Source organism: Pseudomonas sp. PME37.24/025 (assembly GCF_055556615.1).
Genome location: NZ_JBVHNK010000001.1, coordinates 277865 through 295165 on the forward strand (window position 1 = coordinate 277865; position 17301 = coordinate 295165).

Annotated in this window: 21 protein-coding genes and 1 pseudogene; 12 read left to right on the forward strand and 10 right to left on the reverse strand. The window is 57.9% G+C overall.

All coding sequences use genetic code 11. The features are described from left to right. The first annotated feature begins 104 nt into the window (after positions 1 to 104). From ACZ3HH_RS01045 to ACZ3HH_RS01055, 3 genes and pseudogenes are all read left to right on the forward strand, one after another. A complete protein-coding gene (locus ACZ3HH_RS01045) occupies positions 105 to 1145 on the forward strand; it encodes a zinc-dependent alcohol dehydrogenase family protein (protein WP_465802256.1) in 1041 nt (346 codons plus the stop codon). Positions 1146 to 1468: 323 nt separating this feature from the next. After that, positions 1469 to 1555: pseudogene (locus ACZ3HH_RS01050) on the forward strand (XRE family transcriptional regulator); the annotation flags it as partial. 36 nt (positions 1556 to 1591) lie between these two features. Next, positions 1592 to 1792, forward strand: a complete 201-nt coding sequence (locus ACZ3HH_RS01055; RefSeq protein ID WP_007895617.1) for a hypothetical protein — start codon at positions 1592 to 1594, stop codon at positions 1790 to 1792. Positions 1793 to 1953: 161 nt separating this feature from the next. Here ACZ3HH_RS01055 and ACZ3HH_RS01060 read toward each other — a convergent pair whose 3' ends face one another. After that, positions 1954 to 2313 (reverse strand): VOC family protein, encoded by a 360-nt coding sequence (locus ACZ3HH_RS01060; protein ID WP_367375216.1) that lies wholly within the window; start codon positions 2311 to 2313, stop codon positions 1954 to 1956. Positions 2314 to 2609: 296 nt separating this feature from the next. Between ACZ3HH_RS01060 and ACZ3HH_RS01065 the strand changes: the two genes are divergently transcribed. The 4 genes from ACZ3HH_RS01065 (at position 2610) to ACZ3HH_RS01080 (ending at position 5714) form a co-directional block, all read left to right on the forward strand. Continuing rightward, positions 2610 to 3143: an HD domain-containing protein gene (locus ACZ3HH_RS01065; protein ID WP_465802258.1), complete on the forward strand. Its 534-nt coding sequence runs from the start codon at positions 2610 to 2612 to the stop codon at positions 3141 to 3143. 104 nt (positions 3144 to 3247) lie between these two features. After that, positions 3248 to 4039: an XRE family transcriptional regulator gene (locus ACZ3HH_RS01070; protein ID WP_465802260.1), complete on the forward strand. Its 792-nt coding sequence runs from the start codon at positions 3248 to 3250 to the stop codon at positions 4037 to 4039. Between the two features lie 102 nt (positions 4040 to 4141). Beyond that, on the forward strand, positions 4142 to 4687 hold the full coding sequence (locus tag ACZ3HH_RS01075; RefSeq protein ID WP_465802262.1) for a hypothetical protein: 546 nt from the start codon (positions 4142 to 4144) through the stop codon (positions 4685 to 4687). A 352-nt stretch (positions 4688 to 5039) separates the two neighbouring features. After that, a complete protein-coding gene (locus ACZ3HH_RS01080; protein WP_465802263.1) occupies positions 5040 to 5714 on the forward strand; it encodes a polysaccharide lyase family 7 protein in 675 nt (224 codons plus the stop codon). A gap of 77 nt (positions 5715 to 5791) precedes the next feature. On the opposite strand, the gene ACZ3HH_RS01085 is transcribed toward ACZ3HH_RS01080, so the two are convergent. Then, positions 5792 to 6028, reverse strand: coding sequence for a DUF3079 domain-containing protein (locus tag ACZ3HH_RS01085; RefSeq protein ID WP_465802264.1), 237 nt, complete (start codon positions 6026 to 6028; stop codon positions 5792 to 5794). A 158-nt stretch (positions 6029 to 6186) separates the two neighbouring features. On the opposite strand from ACZ3HH_RS01085, the gene ACZ3HH_RS01090 reads away from it, so the two are divergent. From ACZ3HH_RS01090 to ACZ3HH_RS01110, 5 genes are all read left to right on the forward strand, one after another. After that, positions 6187 to 6546, forward strand: coding sequence for a hypothetical protein (locus ACZ3HH_RS01090; RefSeq protein ID WP_465802265.1), 360 nt, complete (start codon positions 6187 to 6189; stop codon positions 6544 to 6546). Positions 6547 to 6633: 87 nt separating this feature from the next. Further along, complete coding sequence (locus tag ACZ3HH_RS01095; RefSeq protein ID WP_465802266.1) at positions 6634 to 7164, forward strand: iron transporter; 531 nt, start codon at positions 6634 to 6636, stop codon at positions 7162 to 7164. Further along, positions 7165 to 7497: a cupredoxin domain-containing protein gene (locus tag ACZ3HH_RS01100; protein ID WP_465802267.1), complete on the forward strand. Its 333-nt coding sequence runs from the start codon at positions 7165 to 7167 to the stop codon at positions 7495 to 7497. A gap of 21 nt (positions 7498 to 7518) precedes the next feature. Continuing rightward, entirely contained in the window at positions 7519 to 8373 is an 855-nt protein-coding gene (locus tag ACZ3HH_RS01105; protein ID WP_465802268.1) for an FTR1 family iron permease, read from the forward strand. Then, entirely contained in the window at positions 8361 to 9740 is a 1380-nt protein-coding gene (locus ACZ3HH_RS01110; RefSeq protein WP_465802269.1) for a 4Fe-4S binding protein, read from the forward strand. The genes ACZ3HH_RS01105 and ACZ3HH_RS01110 overlap by 13 nt, the downstream gene beginning before the upstream one ends. 16 nt (positions 9741 to 9756) lie before the next feature. Here ACZ3HH_RS01110 and ACZ3HH_RS01115 read toward each other — a convergent pair whose 3' ends face one another. The 8 genes from ACZ3HH_RS01115 to narJ all read right to left on the reverse strand — a co-directional run bounded on the left by ACZ3HH_RS01115 (position 9757) and on the right by narJ (position 17301). Then, a complete protein-coding gene (locus ACZ3HH_RS01115; RefSeq protein WP_367375205.1) occupies positions 9757 to 10452 on the reverse strand; it encodes an anaerobic ribonucleoside-triphosphate reductase activating protein in 696 nt (231 codons plus the stop codon). Beyond that, on the reverse strand, positions 10449 to 10616 hold the full coding sequence (nrdD, locus tag ACZ3HH_RS01120; RefSeq protein ID WP_038982862.1) for an anaerobic ribonucleoside-triphosphate reductase: 168 nt from the start codon (positions 10614 to 10616) through the stop codon (positions 10449 to 10451). The genes ACZ3HH_RS01115 and nrdD overlap by 4 nt, the downstream gene beginning before the upstream one ends. 32 nt (positions 10617 to 10648) lie before the next feature. Further along, complete coding sequence (locus ACZ3HH_RS01125) at positions 10649 to 12664, reverse strand: ribonucleoside triphosphate reductase (protein WP_465802272.1); 2016 nt, start codon at positions 12662 to 12664, stop codon at positions 10649 to 10651. A gap of 413 nt (positions 12665 to 13077) precedes the next feature. After that, positions 13078 to 13437 (reverse strand): DUF6124 family protein, encoded by a 360-nt coding sequence (locus ACZ3HH_RS01130; RefSeq protein WP_465802274.1) that lies wholly within the window; start codon positions 13435 to 13437, stop codon positions 13078 to 13080. 447 nt (positions 13438 to 13884) lie between these two features. Beyond that, entirely contained in the window at positions 13885 to 14877 is a 993-nt protein-coding gene (gene moaA, locus ACZ3HH_RS01135; RefSeq protein ID WP_465802276.1) for a GTP 3',8-cyclase MoaA, read from the reverse strand. A gap of 25 nt (positions 14878 to 14902) precedes the next feature. Continuing rightward, the gene (locus tag ACZ3HH_RS01140; protein ID WP_465802278.1) at positions 14903 to 15862 is read right to left on the reverse strand and encodes a peptidylprolyl isomerase; all 960 of its coding nucleotides are present in this window, start codon (positions 15860 to 15862) and stop codon (positions 14903 to 14905) included. Positions 15863 to 15872: 10 nt separating this feature from the next. Further along, positions 15873 to 16553, reverse strand: coding sequence for a respiratory nitrate reductase subunit gamma (gene narI / locus ACZ3HH_RS01145; protein WP_465802279.1), 681 nt, complete (start codon positions 16551 to 16553; stop codon positions 15873 to 15875). Then, positions 16546 to 17301 (reverse strand): nitrate reductase molybdenum cofactor assembly chaperone, encoded by a 756-nt coding sequence (gene narJ / locus ACZ3HH_RS01150; protein WP_038982853.1) that lies wholly within the window; start codon positions 17299 to 17301, stop codon positions 16546 to 16548. Before narJ ends, narI begins: the two co-directional genes overlap by 8 nt.

A 17301-nucleotide genomic window follows, 5' to 3' on the forward strand; every position in this document is an offset into this window, starting at 1 on the left:
CAAATAATGGCTGAGTTTAATCGCCATTATGGACATTAAGAATAAAGTTGAACTCGCACCCGCTAGAGGTGTGAGGACTTATTATCCAAGCAGAGGTGACTTTCATGAAAGCAGTCGTTTACGAAGCCTTTTCCAAGCCGCCGCGTCTGATGAACGTCGAAGACCCGACCCCGGAGTGTCACGGCGTTGTGATACAGGTGCGGGGCACGGGTGTCTGCCGCAGCGACTGGCACGGCTGGAAGGGGCATGATCCGGACATCCAACTGCCACATGTCCCCGGACACGAGCTTGCGGGCATCGTGGCTGAAGTGGGTAAGGACGTCACCAGGTGGAAGGTCGGCGACCGTGTGACCGTACCGTTCGTGGGTGGGTGTGGTGCTTGTCCCGAGTGCAACAGCGGCAACCAGCAGGTCTGCTACACGCAGTTCCAACCCGGCTTCACTCACTGGGGTTCATTCGCTGAATACGTCGGTATACATCAGGCCAACCTGAACCTGGTCGCGCTGCCTGAGAGCATGGACTTTGCTACTGCCGCCAGTCTGGGTTGTCGCTTTGCCACCTCGTTCCGTGCAGTCGTTGACCAAGGCAAAGTCAGCGCCGGCCAGTGGGTAGCGGTTCATGGTTGTGGGGGGGTGGGCCTGTCTGCAATTATGATCGCCCAAGCTATCGGCGCGAACGTCATCGCCATCGATATTTCGGAGAAAAAACTCGAGCTGGCGCGCTCGCTCGGTGCCGTTGCAACCGTGAATGCCAACTGCGTTGCGGACGTCACTGAGGCCGTGCTGGAAATCACTAAGGGCGGAGCCCACGTATCGCTGGATGCATTGGGGCACCCGACCACCTGCTTCAACTCCATTAACAACCTTCGCCGTCGCGGCAAACACGTCCAGGTTGGCTTGATGCTCGCCGACCACGCCAGGCCGCCGATCCCGATGAGCAAGGTCATCGCGTACGAGCTGGAGATCTACGGTAGCCATGGCATGCAAGCACATCGCTATGATGCCATGATCGAGATGATCACCTCCGGAAAACTGGCCCCAGAAAAACTCGTTGGTAAAACCATCAGCCTGGAGCAGTCCATCGACGCGCTGATGAACATGGACCGGTTCGAGACGGCCGGCGTAACCGTCGTAACGGAGTTCTAAATCATGAGCCCATGTCCTCCGTGCGGCCTGGCACGCGGGACAAGGCCATCTGCATAGGGACCACGGCGGGACGCCTACCGACTCACAGCCGAACGATGAGCTATAGCCTTTGCAATCTGATCTCTGCCAGCGCACTACCGATCATCCTGGCAAATCGCGCCGTGATATGCGCTGTCACCAACCCGGCCCTGACCACACCAGGATAGCGACAGACCATGACCTCTCGCTCGCCATGCCTGAGCAGCAATCTCCACTGCACCTGCAGGCGAACAGGCAACCCATGGTCGCCAGGCCATACACGATGAGACTGCCCAGCAATAGCGGACGAGGACTACACCTTCCAACAGATCCAGGAGCAGCAGATCAGCATCATCGGACACATGTTATGGTGGGCGCTGTATTCGCACTGAAGCTGATGAAGCAACGCCCTGAAGAAGGGTTGATCAATGCCAAAGAAACATCAGGAAAGCAAAGCAGCGACTGCTGCTGACATTGAGCGCTCTATCCAGGCGCTGAACAAAATGGCTGAACGCCTCTGGGGCGATGGCCGGGAAGCCGAGGCGAAAGCCCTCCTCGATGCCTTGGATGCGTTAAACCGGGCGTTGGATCGGATCAGGATTGGAGAGAGCCGCAGGGTTCTTCATTGAAACGCACACGTCCCGGCTGAAGGCTGGGTGTATACACAGCGAGGTAGATGGCTGATGGGGCTGCTTTCCTCCTGCCCCAAACCCAATACACCAGCACTCCCCTCCGCGCCCACCGGCAACCAGCGGAACGGATGAAAGCAGCCGAGTGATTTTGGATCAGGTCACGATCTGAATGCACGACTGGAAATGCTGACATTATTTTGGTCCGGATCTTTGGCATTGGAAAAACTGTACCCCTCTGCCTCGTGTGTCGGGCCAAAAAGCAGCCCCCTTTCTGCCGAGGTCTCCTTGAAAGCCTGAACGTCATCCACGTCAAAAACGATTTTGACGCACGCCTGACCGTTCTTCAGGCCTTTGGCCGCCTTGTGCAGAAGTAGCTTGGCGCCACCCGCCGACGAAGTCAGTTCCGTGATGCCATTGAGCTCCGGCAATGCGGAAAACCCAAAATGCCGCGTGTAGAAATCAGATGTCTTCGCGACATCCTTCGCATAAATGATCACCGCATTGATTGCTGGCTTCATATCACCCTCCCTGGTTGGTCACTCAAATCAGCTAGCCATCTTAGATGTAAATTCTCAACACGCCACCATCCAACTCATCCCGCCACCCTGGAGGCGCCCATGTCGGCACAACGCAAGGCTCAGTTCCAATACGACGACCTTCTGCTGCCTGCGGTGAGCGAAGACGACCTGGCTGGATTGATTGGCTGGAAGCGAAGGCGGAAAACCTGATGCGGCTTTGTCGTCAGTTGGGGGATCCGTGCAGGTGCGCGTCCAAGCCTATAAAGTAGTCACCTCCAAACAAGGAGGATGGAATATTGCTCATCAAAATTGAGCTGCTGGACGAGCTGCTTCAGCGCTATGCCGGATACCTCGGCAATGACTTCACCGGATACCGAAATCATGTGTACCGAGTCATCAACTTTTGTTGCTCGCTCAACATGCTGGATGCTGTAGACCTGGAAAAAATAGTTGTGGCCGGGGTATTTCATGACCTTGGCATATGGACGGCCAAGACGTTTGATTATTTGCCCCCGTCAGAGCAATTGGCAAAAGACTTCCTTCGGGAAATCGATAAGCTGGGTTGGGCGGAAGAAATTATCTCGATCATTCACAACCACCATAAAATAACTCGGTCCCATAGCGATCCACAGAACCTTGCAGAGGTTTTTCGGAAAGCCGACTGGATCGACGTATCCCACGGAGTGGTTGCTTTTGGACTCTCGCGACAGAAGCGACGTGAGGTGTTTTCGGCCTTTCCTGATGCCGGATTTCACTTTCGCTTAGTTCAGCTTTCGCTCAAGCGACTGCTAACGAACCCACTGAGTCCACTGCCAATGATGCGACTCTGAATGTAATAATTCACCCTTGATAGCAGCAGCGCTGCTCCTACGAACAACAAATTACTAGCAGAGCTATTTGCAAAAATATCAGTTCTGCTAATACTCTTGTCGCCATGAAAACACGCCGCCCCCTCACCCCTGAAGAAGTCGCCGAAAGCACCAGGCTCAAGGCTATTTACGACCAGCGAAAGTCTGCTGCCAAAGCGGCTGGATCAAATCTCACTCAAGCGGACGTGGCTGAGGCCTGCGGATGGTCTGGCCAAAGCGCCTTCAGTCAATATGCAACCGGCAAGGTTCCACTGAACGTCGAGGCACTCCTGAAACTGGCAAAAGCCTTGCGCTTCGATGCCAGTGAAGTAAGCCAGCGCCTGATGTCGACCGTTGCCAGCGTCCAGCCTTCCGCGCGCATCCAGCCAAGCGTATTGATGTCGGACATCCAGCCTTGGGATGACGACACTCCCCTGGATGACGATGAGGTCTACGTTCCCTTCTTGCGCGAAGTGGAACTGGCGGCCGGATCAGGCCGTTTCGTGATTGAGGAAAGCGACAGTGCCCGGCTGCGCTTTTTCAAGAAGGACCTTCGCCATAACGGCGTTCAGTTCAGCAACGCGAAGTGCGTGGTTGTCAGCGGCAACAGCATGCTGCCAGTGCTGCGTGACGGCGCAACCGTGGGCATCAACATAGGCAAGAGCTCACTGGGCGATATCGTTGACGGCGACATGTACGCCATCAACCACAACGGTCAGCTACGGGTGAAACAGGTTTACCGCCTACCGTCGGGCATCCGCCTGCGCAGCTTCAATCGCGACGAGCATCCGGATGAGGACTACACCTTCGCAGAGATCCAGGAGCAGCAAATCGTGATCCTGGGCCACGTGTTCTGGTGGGGGATGTTTGCCCGCTGATTGACGTTCACATGCCCGGTAAGCGATGTATACGCAATGATGCGCCCGGATCGGTCAGCAGTTTTATGAAAGCAACCCACTCTTTATGGATACGGAAATTCAATGAAAAACACTAAGCTTTTGTTCTCCCTGTCATGCGCCATTGCCATCTCGCTGCTGAGCGGCTGTGCAGCTTCCGTAAAAAGCGGCGGCACTGAAACGCTGGCTATTCAAGAATCAGCCAAGCAAAACCTGGTCGTTAACTTCCAAGGGAATAGCAAGGTTCAGCAGAACGAAGACTGGCCTCGCTTAAAACAGGAATGGAATGCGGCCCTGCAAAACGAAGCTACTCGAGCGGGCTACAGCCTTTCCGAGACTCAGGCATTAAGCCCCTCCGGCAAAGACGGTGTTGACATCAAGATCAACGTGACCAACTTTCGATACCTGACGCCAGGTGCGCGCTACGGTGCCGGCGTGATGGTCGGTAACGCCTGGGTCAACTCAAGCGCAGATTACTCAGACTTGAAGTCGGGCCGCCTGATTGGCACCCGGACCTATGACACGTCATCGTCTGCGTGGGAGGGTGTCATGTCAGCCATGACCAAAAAGCAGGTTGAAGCTATTGCGCAGCAAATCATAAGCGACATTAAAAACGCCAAGGCGAAGTAACCCGGCACGCTCGACATGTGTTTGGGTTGCAGCTAAAAAGCCGAAGCATCAAAAACCCGCCAGCGCGGGTTTTTTTACGCCCAGCAAAAATATTATTAGCAGTGCTATTTACATAAAATATAAGCACTGCTACTTTTATCTTCAAGGGTCGAAAGTCGCATCGCCCTTTTGATCTGCGACGGCGGACGAGGTGTTAACCGAACGGACACATGACCCGGAACCGGACGCGAGCAACAACGAAAGCATCACTTCTGCCCATTCATCGAGTGGGCAGTGGGATGTAGGCCTACATCAAAAGCGCAAGGCTCAATGGAGCAAAAGGTGACATCAATGAATTAAGGGAAAAATGACCATGACCGTAGACATCAGCAACTACACAATCGCTACACCGCTTCCTATCTCCGACACCAACCCCATCGCACTTGAGCTCATCGGCTGGCGGGCACTGCTTGAATGTCCGGAAGTCATTTCGATGCTTCCAGATGGCTCGCTGCAAATGACGGCACCGACGCTCGGCGCTTCGAGCAAAAGCACGCAGCGCACGCGCTGCGAGTGGAAGGAGCCGGGTTATTGGCTGTTCGCCAGCGCTGCCGACCACTGGAACCGACAAGAAATGCGGCTGACGAAAGTCAACTCGCTGCAGAAGGTCGTGATCAGCCAGATTCATGTGCAGGGTTCAGAGCGACCACCTGTAAAGGTGTTCTGGAACAAAGGCCGAATCACCATGGGGTTCCGGTCGAGCTATCTTCAAGAAGACCCGGTGAACACGACGGTTCTGGAAGACGTGCCGCTCGGGGCACTGTTCAAAATCAACATTCACGCCAATTCGAGCGGCGCAGTGTCCGTTTCGGCGAGCTGTAACGGGGTCAAATCGACTTCCGCAATCATGCGTCTCGACAACACCTGGGACACGAAAACGCTGGCCTTCCACGGTGGTGTGTACAACCAGATCGACTACTCCGACACCACCGACCCCGAAGACGGTTCGGTGTGCATCATCAGCGATCTTTCCATCACCCACGCTTGATATCGAATCGGACCTGTAGGAGCCAGGCTTGCCGGCGAAGGCGTCCTTAAGAGCGCCTTCGCCGGCAAGCCTGGCTCCTACAAAAGCGCATCATCGGGCAGTGATTGAAAGTCATCCGCCACCTTGTCTGTAGTAATGACCGCATCAATGCCCCAGTCGCTTGGGAGGTGCCAATCCTCTCCAAACATCTCCGCCGGATGCATCGTCCGTTCGGAACCATTGCCGCACGCCAGGGACTTCGCCGGACAATACAGGTCGCATCCCCAACAGATCCGCTCGGGGTGCTTAGGGTTGATGGGGAAGTTCTTGGCCATACCGATCTCCGATCATTGAGTGGAGTTCTTCCAACCTACAGCCCTTGCGCAACACCAGCCTTGATACATATCAAGAATCGATATCGAGCGACTTCCCTCCTCCATCGCGATCCTGCAGCTAAGCTTCTAACGGCTGAACAGACTTGGAGACGTCGCTCATGCTCAATAAAAATCCTTTCCCAAGCGTTGGGGCCCCGGACCATCCAACCCTGTCGACATGGGACGATCAAAACGCCGTAACATCCATCGATAGCGACGCGTTTACCGCCCCGCCCGCCTTGACCAACGCCGAACTGGTTCACTTGCGTGTCCGGGTGATTGCCTTGGAAAACCTGGTCATCGCGCTGCTGGCAGAAGCTTCGGAACGTCAGCTCGCCATTGCCCGGGAAATGGCCGACTACATTTCCCCCAGACCCGGTTTTACCCAGCATCCCTTGACCGTTCATGCGGCGGCACAGATGACCCACAGCGTTGAGCGCGCTCAGCGATTTCGCCAACGTGACGAGCCAACCGTTTAATTGCTCAAAACTTGATAACAATCATTATTGTTCGCAGCAAAGCTTCCTAGACTCGGGCTCCTACTCGTCAGTGTTCAGGAAGCTATTATGCGTACCCCTTTTTCGCTATCACTCGCCCTGCTCTTGCTATCGCCGCTGGCTCACGCCAAGGAATACCCGATCGGGGAACCACAGTTGTGTCCCGGGCTGGAAGTCGGGGCGGTGTATTTGCAGCCGATAGAAATGGCACCTGCGGGGATGATGCGCGCAACCGCGGATTCCGACGTCCACCTGGAAGCCGACATCCGGGCCACTGCGGACAATCGGCAGGGCTTTCAGGAAGGCAGTTTCGTGCCCTACCTGAACGTCTCTTTCAACCTGAAAAAACAAGGCAACGCCCCCGAGATCAAAGGCGATTTCCACGCCATGGTGGCCAATGACGGTCCGCACTATGGCGACAATGTGAAGCTGCTTGGCCCCGGTAAATATCAGCTGACGTTCACCGTCCTGCCACCCGGCGGTCATGGCTCCCTCGGGCGCCACACCGATAAGGAAACCGGTGTAGCACCCTGGTTCGAACGCTGTGAACTGCACTACGAATTCATCTACGCCGGCATCGGTAAAAAAGGCGGCTATTGAATGAAGCGCCTGCGCATTGCCTGGCTGATCCTCGCCGGAGCCGTTGTGCCGGTGACGGCTTTTGCCCAGTTACCCAGCTTTGAGCTGAGCCTTCGCGATGGCCACTTCACGCCTGCCTTGCTGGAGGTGCCGGCCGGACAGCGCTTCAAGATCATTCTGACGAACGTCGGCCAAGGGCCGGCCGAGTTCGAGAGCACGCCGTTGCGGGTTGAAAAAGTCCTGTCGCCGGGCGTGACGACCTTCGTGGTCATTCACCCCCTGAGGCCCGGCCACTACCCCTTTTTCGACGAGTTCAATCCGCAATTGCCCGAGGGCGGCATCCTCGCGAAATAACTGTTAGCGCATGGAGTTTTCATGAATCAATCAATGTTCATCGTCTGGCGCGAAAGCGTCGAGGCGTTGCTGGTGATCGGTATTCTCCAGGCCTGGGCCAGCCAGCAAGGCCAACGTAATCGTCTGGTCAAATTCCTCTGGGCGGGTGTGGTGCTGGGGTTGATGCTCTCGGGCCTGCTGGCGGTGTTGATTCTGTTTGCCGGTGAGGCCATGAGCGGGTCGGCCAGCGAATGGTTCCAGGCCGTACTCGCACTGGTTGCCAGCCTGTTGATGGTGCAGATGGTGGGCTGGATGCGCCGCCACGGGCGCAGCCTCAACCACGACTTGCGACGACACGCCGATAGCCATCTGGCTCGGCAAGGTGGCGCAGGTTTATTACTGCTGGCAATGCTCGCGATCAGCCGAGAAGGCAGCGAAACGGTGGTCTTTCTCTATGGCGCCGGCGCCCGGTTGCGAGGTCCGCAGCTTGGTTTGTTTGCCGTCGGCGGCGTATTGGGACTGGTGCTGTCGGCGCTGACCATTACCCTGCTGCACAGCAGTCGCCGATTCATTTCATGGCAACGATTTTTTGCCATCAGCGAAGTCATCTTGCTCATGCTCGGCGCGGCGTTGCTGGTCAGCGGCACCGAGCGAATCGGCGGCCAATTGCTCGCCCTGGATTTTCCGGACGTGGTTTACAGGCTCGTTGGCGAAGCGCTTTGGGACAGCAGCAATTTGCTCGGCGACAGCCATGGATTGGGTGGTTTTCTGGCCGGGTTTGCCGGTTATCGCGCGACGCCCAGCGGCATGACCTTGGTGGTATGGGTCGGTTACTGGCTGGTTGTCGGCGGTTGGCTACGGCAACGTACTGCGAGAAGCGTCCCATGCCTGAACTGAGCCGGCGCAATCAATGGCTCCAGCACCTGGGTGACGGGATGCGTCGCCATGCGCCCGTCATCCGTGCGGTGCAGTGGGCTGTTGTAGTGTTTTACGCGGTGCTGTTGGTGACCCCGGCGCTGTTGCCGCTGCCAGACAGCCAGGCACGGATACTCGACAACCTGACCTTGCTCGCGCAGTTTTTGTTCTGGGGAATCTGGTGGCCGTTCGTGTTGCTGTCGATGGTGTTCTTCGGCCGACTCTGGTGCGGTGTTCTGTGCCCGGAAGGTTCGCTCAGTGAATGGGCCAGCCATTACGGTAAAGGCCTGGGTGTGCCGCGCTGGTTGCGCTGGGGCGGCTGGCCTACATTGGCGTTCTGCCTGACGACCCTCTACGGCCAGTTGATCAGCGTCTATGACTACGCCCAGGCCGCGCTGTTGATTCTGGGCGGTTCGACCGTGGCAGCGGTCATCGTCGGGTTATTGTTCGCCCGGGGCAAGCGGGTCTGGTGCCGTTACCTGTGCCCGGTCAGCGGCGTCTTCGCCCTGCTCGCAAGGCTCGCCCCTGTGCACTTTCAGGTCGATGAACAACGTTGGCTAGAAAATGCCGCACCGCGCCTGCCGCCGCCCAACTGCGCTCCCCTGCTCGATATCCGCCGCCTGCAAGGCGCCAGTGATTGCCACGCCTGCGGACGCTGCAGCGGACAACGCGGGGCCGTTCAGCTGATCGCCCGCTCCAGCAATCAGGAGATTCTTCACGCGACGGCGCAGACGCTGTCCCCTTGGGATACACGCTTGCTGCTGTTCGGTGTGATCGGCCTGGCCATGGGCGCGTTTCAGTGGACGGTCAGCCCATGGTTTATCGCCCTCAAACAACACCTGGCCGAGTGGCTGATCGAACACAACCAGTTCTGGGCCCTGCAGGACAACGCCCCCTGGTGGCTGCTGACCCATTACCCGCAGCTCAACGACAGCTTCAGTTGGCTCGACGGCTTCAGCATCGTCGCTTACCTGAGTTTGAGTTCGATCATGCTCGGCACCGCGTTGATGCTGCTTCTGCGTCTGACGGCCCGACTGGCGCGAGATCGCACGTTGTATCAGCCCTTGGCGCTGACACTCACGCCTCTGGGTGCTGCCGGACTGTTTCTCGGGCTGTCGTCCACCACCGTCAAATTACTGCGTTATGAAGGTCTGCTGCTGGAGTGGGTACAACCGGCCAGGGCCTGTCTGTTATTGGCGGCGATGGGCTGGAGCCTGCTACTGGGTTGGAAACGGCTGAGTCGCGAAGGTCTTTCCCAAGTGCGACGCGGGTCCGCCATCGCTTGCCTGCTCCTGGCCGAAGGCATGGTGGGATTTGGCTGGTGGTTGCAATTCTGGGGCTGGGCTTGAGTTCCCCCAGCCCCCGTTACCCGCGCAACACGAAGGCTGGAAACAACTCGCGCATGGCCTCCCACAACTCTGGCAGCAATGCTTGAGCCGGAGCGCTCGGCAGCAGTGGATCGAACATCCGCTCGGTGCGAACCAGTTGCACGGCGAAGCGTTTGACGCCAAGCGCATTCAAGCGTTTTGCCAGCGTCAGAAGACGCGCCGGCTCGAACAGATGCCAATGCACGGTGGTGCGACATTCGTAGTCGACACCACTGGCCAGCAGATGTTCGAGGCTGCGCCAATTGGCGGTTCCACTGCCCTCGACCCGGGTGATGGCCTGGCAATCCTCGGGCAATGCCTTGACATCGAAACCGACCCAATCAGCGCCGGTCAATGCCTTGGCGAACGCTGCAGGCTTGATCCCGGCGCTGTGCAAGCCGATGCGAAATCCCATGTCCCGCACTTCATCCATGGCACCGAGCAAGCCGTCCTGCAAGGTTGGCTCACCGCCACTGAACACCACGGCATCGAGCAAGTCCTGACGACGTTGTAGAAACGCCAACACCCGCCGCCAATCCACTTCCTCACTGCCACGAGGGGGAATCAGCTGCGGGTTATGACAGTAACGACAACGCCAGGCGCAACCCTGGCAAAACAGCACGCAGGCGAGCTGTCCCGGATAGTCGATAGTGGTCAGGGGCACCATGCCCCCGACCCGAAGCATTCGACTCATTGGCGCCCGGCCAGTGCCGCGCTTTCAGTGAAGTGCGCCCGCTCACGGTGCTCCGACTGTTTGCCCGGATTGAACGCCGACACAGGACGGTGATAACCCATTACTCGGGTCCAGACTTCGCAGCGTTGACGTTGAGCCTGGGGCAGTGTTTGCGATGCAGTCATGGTGAAGCTCCTTGCGGTTGAGTGGATAAAAATCAATGAACGGCGCCGGCTTTCTGTTCTTGCAGCAACAGAACCTCGTCGCACTTGGGGCAGAACTCATGTTCGCCATCGAGGTAACCGTGCACCGGGCAGATGGAGAAGGTCGGGGTCACGGTCAGGTACGGCAGGCGGAAGCGGCCAAGGGCTTTTCGCACCAGTTGCTTGCAGGCCTCGGTCGAGGAAATTCGCTCGGCCATGTACAGATGCAAAACCGTGCCGCCGGTGTATTTGCATTGCAGCTCGTCTTGAAGCTCCAGGGCCTCGAAGGGGTCTTCGGTGTAGCCCACGGGCAGTTGCGAGGAGTTGGTGTAATACGGCGCTTGCACACTGCCGGCCTGGAGAATATCGGGATAGCGCTTGAGGTCTTCCTTGGCGAAGCGGTAAGTGGTGCCTTCTGCCGGCGTCGCTTCCAGGTTGTACATGTGGCCGGTTTCTTCCTGGAAACGCAGCAACGTGGCGCGCACATGGTCCAGCATATTCAGGGCAAATTTGCGGCCCTGTTCGGTGTGCATGCCCTCCTCGTCGCTGGTGAAATTGCGCAGCATTTCATGCAGGCCGTTGAGGCCGATGGTGGAAAAATGGTTGCGCAAGGTGCCCAGGTAACGCTTGGTGTAAGGGTACAAACCGGCGTCCATGTGGTGCTGAATGACCTTGCGCTTGACCTCCAGGCTCTCCATCGCCAGCTCCATCAATGTGTCCAGGCGCTGCAACAAACCACTGGTGTTGCCCTTGAACACATAGCCCAGACGCGCGCAGTTGATGGTCACCACGCCGAGTGACCCGGTCTGTTCCGCCGAGCCGAACAAACCGCCACCGCGCTTGAGCAACTCGCGCACATCCAGCTGCAACCGGCAGCACATCGAACGTACCTGATTGGGCAGCAGGTCCGAATTGAGGAAGTTCTGGAAGTAAGGCAAGCCGTAACGCGCCGTCATCTCGAATAGACGATCGGCGTTTTCGCTGTCCCACGGAAAATCATGGGTGATGTTGTAGGTCGGAATCGGAAAGGTAAATACTCGCCCTTTCGCATCGCCAGCCTGCATCACCTCGATATAGGCGCGGTTGAGCAGGTCCATTTCGACCTGCAGGTCGCCATAGGCAAACGGCATTTCTTCCCCGCCGATGACGGGTATCTGCTCACGCAAATCCTGCGGGCAAACCCAATCGAAGGTCAGGTTGGTGAACGGCGTCTGGGTGCCCCAGCGCGACGGCACGTTGAGGTTGTAGATGAACTCCTGAATTGCTTGACGCACCTCCTGATAACTCAGCTGATCCTTGCGTACATAGGGCGCCAGGTAGGTGTCGAACGAGCTGAACGCCTGGGCACCGGCCCATTCGTTTTGCAGGGTGCCGAGGAAATTGACCATTTGCCCCAGGGCGCTGCTCAAATGCTTCGGCGGACCGGCTTCGACACGCCCCGGCACACCGTTGAGCCCCTCGTGCAACAGGGTGCGCAGCGACCAGCCGGCGCAGTAACCGGCGAGCATGTCCAGGTCGTGCACATGCAAATCCGCCTCGCGGTGGGCCTGGCCGATGGCCTCGCTGTACACCTCGTCCAGCCAGTAATTGGCAGTGACTTTGCCCGAGACGTTCAACACCAGCCCGCCCAGTGAGTAGCCCTGATTGGCATTGGCCTGGACCCGCCAGTCTTCACGGTCCAGATACTCGTTCATCGAGGTCGCCACTTCGACCATGGTCCGGCGGTCACGACGCAAACGCCCGTGTTGTTCGCGGTAGACGATGTAGGCGCGCATGGCGAAGAAGAAACCGGCGTCCATCAACACCCGTTCGACACGATCCTGGACCTGCTCGACATGCAGCCTTGGCAGTCCGTCCAGCCGAGCGAGTACCGCCTGAAGCAAACCTTCAACTTCAACCTCGGTGTACTCCCCGGTTGCCTTGCCGGCGGCAATCAACGCCTGGCGGATCTTGTCGGCATCGAAGGCGACCAGACTGCCATCGCGCTTGTGCAAGCGGTTACATCCTACTGAGATCAGCGTGCTCTGCATTCGGCCTCCAGATACTACATATAGATGTTTATAGACAAACAAACACAGCATGCAGTGAAGACTACGGACAAAGGGCTGATCTGCAATTGATCGATATCAAGATTTGGCGGTGAAAAAAAACCGTCCGATGACGACACAGACCCTGTGGCAAGCGAGGATCTAATGTGGGAGATTCTATGGTTGAGGGGAAGCCCGCTCCCACACTTTGACAAGAAACCCCGCATGATGCGGGGTTTCTTGTTTTTGGGGACTGTGTCAGTGGACCTCATCGTGGCGAGGGAGCTTGCTCCCGCTGGGTTGCGAAGCGACCCCAAATCCTGCAACCGCGTGTTTTCAGGTTCACCGCATTTATCGGCTTTTTACGACTGCTACGCAGCCGAGAGGGAGCAAGCTCCCTCGCCACAGGTTCTTCGCTAGCCTTGCGGATCGAGGTTATCCAGCACTCGATTCACTGCGAGCTCCCCGAGCATGACCACCTGTTGAATCCCCAACATCATGTTGCGATGTGGCATATCCATCAACCCGGCGAACTCACTGAGCATCACGCTGGCTGATGCCAGGGATTCGCAGGCGTTGACCAGTAGGGTTTCGTTATCGACCTTCGCTCCCACATGGTAAATGGTACTGGGTTTACGCTTGGTGTCTTTGGGGATGGGCGGCTTGAGGTAATGGTCGAGGGCGCGGTCGGCGGCTTCGTTGAGTTTTTTTGAATCGAGGGAATCGTAGGGGGATGTTGGATCGGTTTCCGGCGGATTTGGCGTTGGTTTGAACATAGATGGAACTCCATATGTGATTAGAGGAGCCATCACCCTCGCTACCAAACGAAGAGGTGGTGGCCATACGAAGGTTGGTAGACCGGTCCACATGGAAAAACCGGCGCGCCCGAGGACGCCCTACGCATGGCCACCATAAAACAAATGCCGAAAAAGCATCTGCATAAGGTGACGCTATGCGTCATGTGGACGGCGGGCTACCAAACCCGATCGCTGTTTTTCAGCGACACGGAAACGATAGAGCCCGGCCCTTAGACGCACAAGCCGGCGGATTCTGGCGTAGTCGTAGGCAACGGCGCAAGGCTGTGTAGCCTGAGTGAGTATCTGGAGATGTCGATTAAACATCGCCTGTTTATCGGTCTCACTTTGGGTTTTGTGTTGGATGGGCCGGCCCCTTCGCGAGCAAGCCCGCTCCCACATTGGATTTGCTGTGTTTTATAAATCAGCTCAACCACCACTCATGTTCATGAACCGCACAATCTGCACCTCCCCTTCGGGGCTGAAATCGTGGCGCAATGGCTTGCCGCGCAAGGCCTTCTGCACCGCATTGATCACGGGTTGATCATCCAACGGATATCGCCGCAACAATCCTCTTAAATCCAGGGCATCGTCCTGCCCCAGACAAAGCAACAGCTTCCCTTCAACAGTCATCCGCACCCGATTACAGCTGCCACAGAAATTGTGGCTGTTGGGTGAAATGAAACCGATCCGGGTCTCGGGATGGCGTTCCAGGCGTACATAGCGCGCCGGGCCGCCGCTGTTTTCGGTGCTGTCGAGTAACCGATGCTGGCTGGCGATCAGCGCCCGCACTTCGTCGCTGGAACAAAACGATTCGCCCCGGGAACGGCCGACGTCGCCCAAGGGCATTTCTTCGATGAAGCTGATATCGATGCGCTGATCGATGGCGTATTGCACCAACGCCGGGACTTCATCGAAGTTACGCCCTTTCATCACCACGCAGTTGAGTTTGATCCGCTCAAACCCCGCATCCCGCGCCGCTTCGATGCCGTTGAGCACCTGATCGAGATCGCCGATGCGGGTGATTGCGCGAAATTTCTGCCCGTCCAGGCTATCGAGGCTGATGTTCATCCGCTTGACCCCCGCCTCCGCCAATGGCCGGGCCAGGCGGCTCAGTTGCGAGCCGTTGCTGGTCATCACCAGTTCGCGCAAACCGGGCAGCGCGGCGATGTTGCGGCACAGGTCGACAATGCCCGGACGAATTAGCGGTTCGCCGCCGGTCAGGCGGATTTTGCGTACGCCCAACCCTACGAACAGCGTTGCCAGACGCTGCAACTCTTCCAGCGTGAGCACCTGCTGACGCGGCAGGAAGGTCATGTTTTTTGCCATGCAATACACACAGCGAAAATCACACCGGTCCGTCACCGACATCCGCAGATAATCGATCTGCCGTCCAAAGCCATCCTGCATTACAGCGTTCATCACATCTCCCGGTTTGCCTAGATGCTCACTGCACCAGCGGTGAGTCGGCGCCCTGCAAGTGGATGCCGCGAATATCCGCCGCACCGATCAGGGTTTGCAGGTACTGCACCAGCGCTTTTTGCCAGACGCCTTGCTGCAACTGCGTGCGAATCGCCGTCGACACCACTTCATAGGGCAACGGCATGCCTTCGATCCGCTGATCGACACTGACCACATGCCAGCCGTAGCGACTTTCCAGCGGCTTGCTGGCCAGGCCCGGCGCCAGAGTGAACAGCTGACGTTCCAGTTCGGGCACGGTCTGGCCTTTACTGATCTGCCCTAAAGAACCACCCTGAGCCTTCGACGGACAGGCCGAATATTTCACGGCCAGCTCGGCGAAACTGCCAGGGAAATCCTCCAGACGTTGCAGCAGAACTTCCGCCTGATCATGCGCAACGGCGCGCGCCTCGATATCATCCGGCGCGCATTCGAGCAGGATGTGCCGAACCGCCAGCAACGGTGCGCTGTGAAAGCGCCCACGATTGTTTTCGTAGTAACGAAGACTGGTTTCCTCATCGCACTGCGGCACGTGCACCTCGCGTTCGAGCAACAAACGCGTGGCCGCTTCTTCTTCGTTTTCCCCCGCGCCGATCTCCAGCGAAACGCCGAGTTCGGCAATGCGCTGCTGCAACAACTCGCGGATCACCAATGCCCTCGCGGCCAGATAGACCGCCTCTTCGCGGCTTTCGGCCGGGTGATATTGCAGCTCCTGGGCCATCGCTTCCGGCGTGATCGACACCTCATTGACGCTGATGATCGGCCACTCCTGTTCGCTGCTGGCGATCAACTGCGCCGGAGCGTCATCGGCCGCCGCGGGCTCAGTCGGGAGTGCTTCAAACTGCGCCTCTGCGACCGGCGCGATGTCGAGAACGTCCTCGGCTTTTTTGGAAGATCCGCAGCCACCGCTGCCGCCGTTACCACCACCACATCCACATCCACCTGACATGATTGTCTCCTCAGTACTTCTGACGAACGATTTGATAACGACGCCCCAGGTACCAGATCGGTGCGCTGATCATGTGTACGAGACGGGTGAAGGGGAACAGCACAAACAGGGTCAAGCCGAGAAACACGTGCAGCTTGTAGGTCAGCCCGACCGGTGCGATGGACGCCGCCGCTTCCATCGGCCGCAACAGCACGGTGTTCTGCGCCCAGTTGGCGAGCATCACCATCACCGAGCCATCCATATGCGCGGTGGACGCCGCAATCGTCAGCAGACCGAGCAGCAACTGCGCCAGCAACACCAGCAGAATCAGGATGTCCGAAGGGCTGGAGGTGGCACGTACCCGTGGATCGGTGAGCCGCCGATTGACCAGCATCAGCAAGCCGATCAAGCACAGCAGACCGAAGAAGCCACCGGACACCATCGCCAGCAACTGCTTGTTCTCAGTGCTGATCACGTGGTGATAGACCGACGCAGGCGTCAGCAGCCCGACGAAGTGTCCGGCCAGCACGAACAGCACACCGATGTGAAACAAGTTGCTCGCCACGCGCATCCCGCGCTGATTGAGCATCTGGCTCGAGCCTGCCTTCCAGCTGTATTGCGACAGATCGAAGCGTGCCCAGCTGCCAATCAGGCAAATGGCCAAAGCGACATAGGGATAGATCCCGAACAACAACAGGTTCCATTTAGACATTACCGACCTCCTTGGCTGGCGCGGCGGCCAGCCCTTCATGCTGAAAATCCACCCAGTGCAACGGCACCGCGCTTTCTTCCCGAGCCTTGCCCGGTGCGCTTGGCAGTCCACTGCAACGGTCCTGCTGTTCGGCCTGGAGGAAGTCCACGGCCTCCTCTTCCCAAATCTTGTCGAGGGCTTCGAGGGAGTCGTCGCGAGGTTCCGCCGCCACCTGCGCTCGCAGGTCGGCCACCGCCTGATGCGGCTCGGCCCCGGCGATTTGCAGCAGCGCGCGGAAGCAACTGGCATAGGCGCTTTCGCGCTCCTCCAGGCGTGCAGCGAGCAAGGCCAGCAAGTGCGAAACATCCGCCAGGCCCTCGCGGGCCTCGATGTCTTCGCGGGTGGACAGGAACTCCAGGTACAGCGGGATATAGTCCGGCAGCTCTTTGACGCCGATGGCAAAACCGGCTTCTTCGTATTGCGCCATCATGTCGACCATCGCCTGACCACGGTCGCGGGACTCGCCATGCACATGCTCGAACAGCAACAGCGACAGCGAGCGCCCTCGGCCGAACAGCGCACCGTAGTGCTCCTGCCCGTCCATCAGGTCATTGGCGCAGATCAGCTCGAGCAATTCGAACAACGCGCCGCGCTGTTTGGGGCTGATTTCCCGGGACTGGATAATCGCCTGCTCCAGTTCGTCGCGACCGCCAATCAACGTCTCGGTCGGGTAATCGAGCAGCAGCGAAATCACTTTGAGAATTTGCAT

What these genes read in the sequence shown, in the direction of transcription:
- ACZ3HH_RS01045 (WP_465802256.1), top strand. Translation starts at nt 105, where the DNA reads ATGAAAGCAGTCGTTTACGAAGCCTTTTCCAAGCCGCCGCGTCTGATG.
- ACZ3HH_RS01055 (WP_007895617.1), top strand. Translation starts at nt 1,592, where the DNA reads ATGCCAAAGAAACATCAGGAAAGCAAAGCAGCGACTGCTGCTGACATT.
- ACZ3HH_RS01060 (WP_367375216.1), bottom strand. Translation starts at nt 2,313, where the DNA reads ATGAAGCCAGCAATCAATGCGGTGATCATTTATGCGAAGGATGTCGCG.
- ACZ3HH_RS01070 (WP_465802260.1), top strand. Translation starts at nt 3,248, where the DNA reads ATGAAAACACGCCGCCCCCTCACCCCTGAAGAAGTCGCCGAAAGCACC.
- ACZ3HH_RS01075 (WP_465802262.1), top strand. Translation starts at nt 4,142, where the DNA reads ATGAAAAACACTAAGCTTTTGTTCTCCCTGTCATGCGCCATTGCCATC.
- ACZ3HH_RS01080 (WP_465802263.1), top strand. Translation starts at nt 5,040, where the DNA reads ATGACCGTAGACATCAGCAACTACACAATCGCTACACCGCTTCCTATC.
- ACZ3HH_RS01085 (WP_465802264.1), bottom strand. Translation starts at nt 6,028, where the DNA reads ATGGCCAAGAACTTCCCCATCAACCCTAAGCACCCCGAGCGGATCTGT.
- ACZ3HH_RS01090 (WP_465802265.1), top strand. Translation starts at nt 6,187, where the DNA reads ATGCTCAATAAAAATCCTTTCCCAAGCGTTGGGGCCCCGGACCATCCA.
- ACZ3HH_RS01095 (WP_465802266.1), top strand. Translation starts at nt 6,634, where the DNA reads ATGCGTACCCCTTTTTCGCTATCACTCGCCCTGCTCTTGCTATCGCCG.
- ACZ3HH_RS01100 (WP_465802267.1), top strand. Translation starts at nt 7,165, where the DNA reads ATGAAGCGCCTGCGCATTGCCTGGCTGATCCTCGCCGGAGCCGTTGTG.
- ACZ3HH_RS01105 (WP_465802268.1), top strand. Translation starts at nt 7,519, where the DNA reads ATGAATCAATCAATGTTCATCGTCTGGCGCGAAAGCGTCGAGGCGTTG.
- ACZ3HH_RS01110 (WP_465802269.1), top strand. Translation starts at nt 8,361, where the DNA reads ATGCCTGAACTGAGCCGGCGCAATCAATGGCTCCAGCACCTGGGTGAC.
- ACZ3HH_RS01115 (WP_367375205.1), bottom strand. Translation starts at nt 10,452, where the DNA reads ATGAGTCGAATGCTTCGGGTCGGGGGCATGGTGCCCCTGACCACTATC.
- nrdD (WP_038982862.1), bottom strand. Translation starts at nt 10,616, where the DNA reads ATGACTGCATCGCAAACACTGCCCCAGGCTCAACGTCAACGCTGCGAA.
- ACZ3HH_RS01125 (WP_465802272.1), bottom strand. Translation starts at nt 12,664, where the DNA reads ATGCAGAGCACGCTGATCTCAGTAGGATGTAACCGCTTGCACAAGCGC.
- ACZ3HH_RS01130 (WP_465802274.1), bottom strand. Translation starts at nt 13,437, where the DNA reads ATGTTCAAACCAACGCCAAATCCGCCGGAAACCGATCCAACATCCCCC.
- moaA (WP_465802276.1), bottom strand. Translation starts at nt 14,877, where the DNA reads ATGAACGCTGTAATGCAGGATGGCTTTGGACGGCAGATCGATTATCTG.
- ACZ3HH_RS01140 (WP_465802278.1), bottom strand. Translation starts at nt 15,862, where the DNA reads ATGTCAGGTGGATGTGGATGTGGTGGTGGTAACGGCGGCAGCGGTGGC.
- narI (WP_465802279.1), bottom strand. Translation starts at nt 16,553, where the DNA reads ATGTCTAAATGGAACCTGTTGTTGTTCGGGATCTATCCCTATGTCGCT.
- narJ (WP_038982853.1), bottom strand. Translation starts at nt 17,301, where the DNA reads ATGCAAATTCTCAAAGTGATTTCGCTGCTGCTCGATTACCCGACCGAG.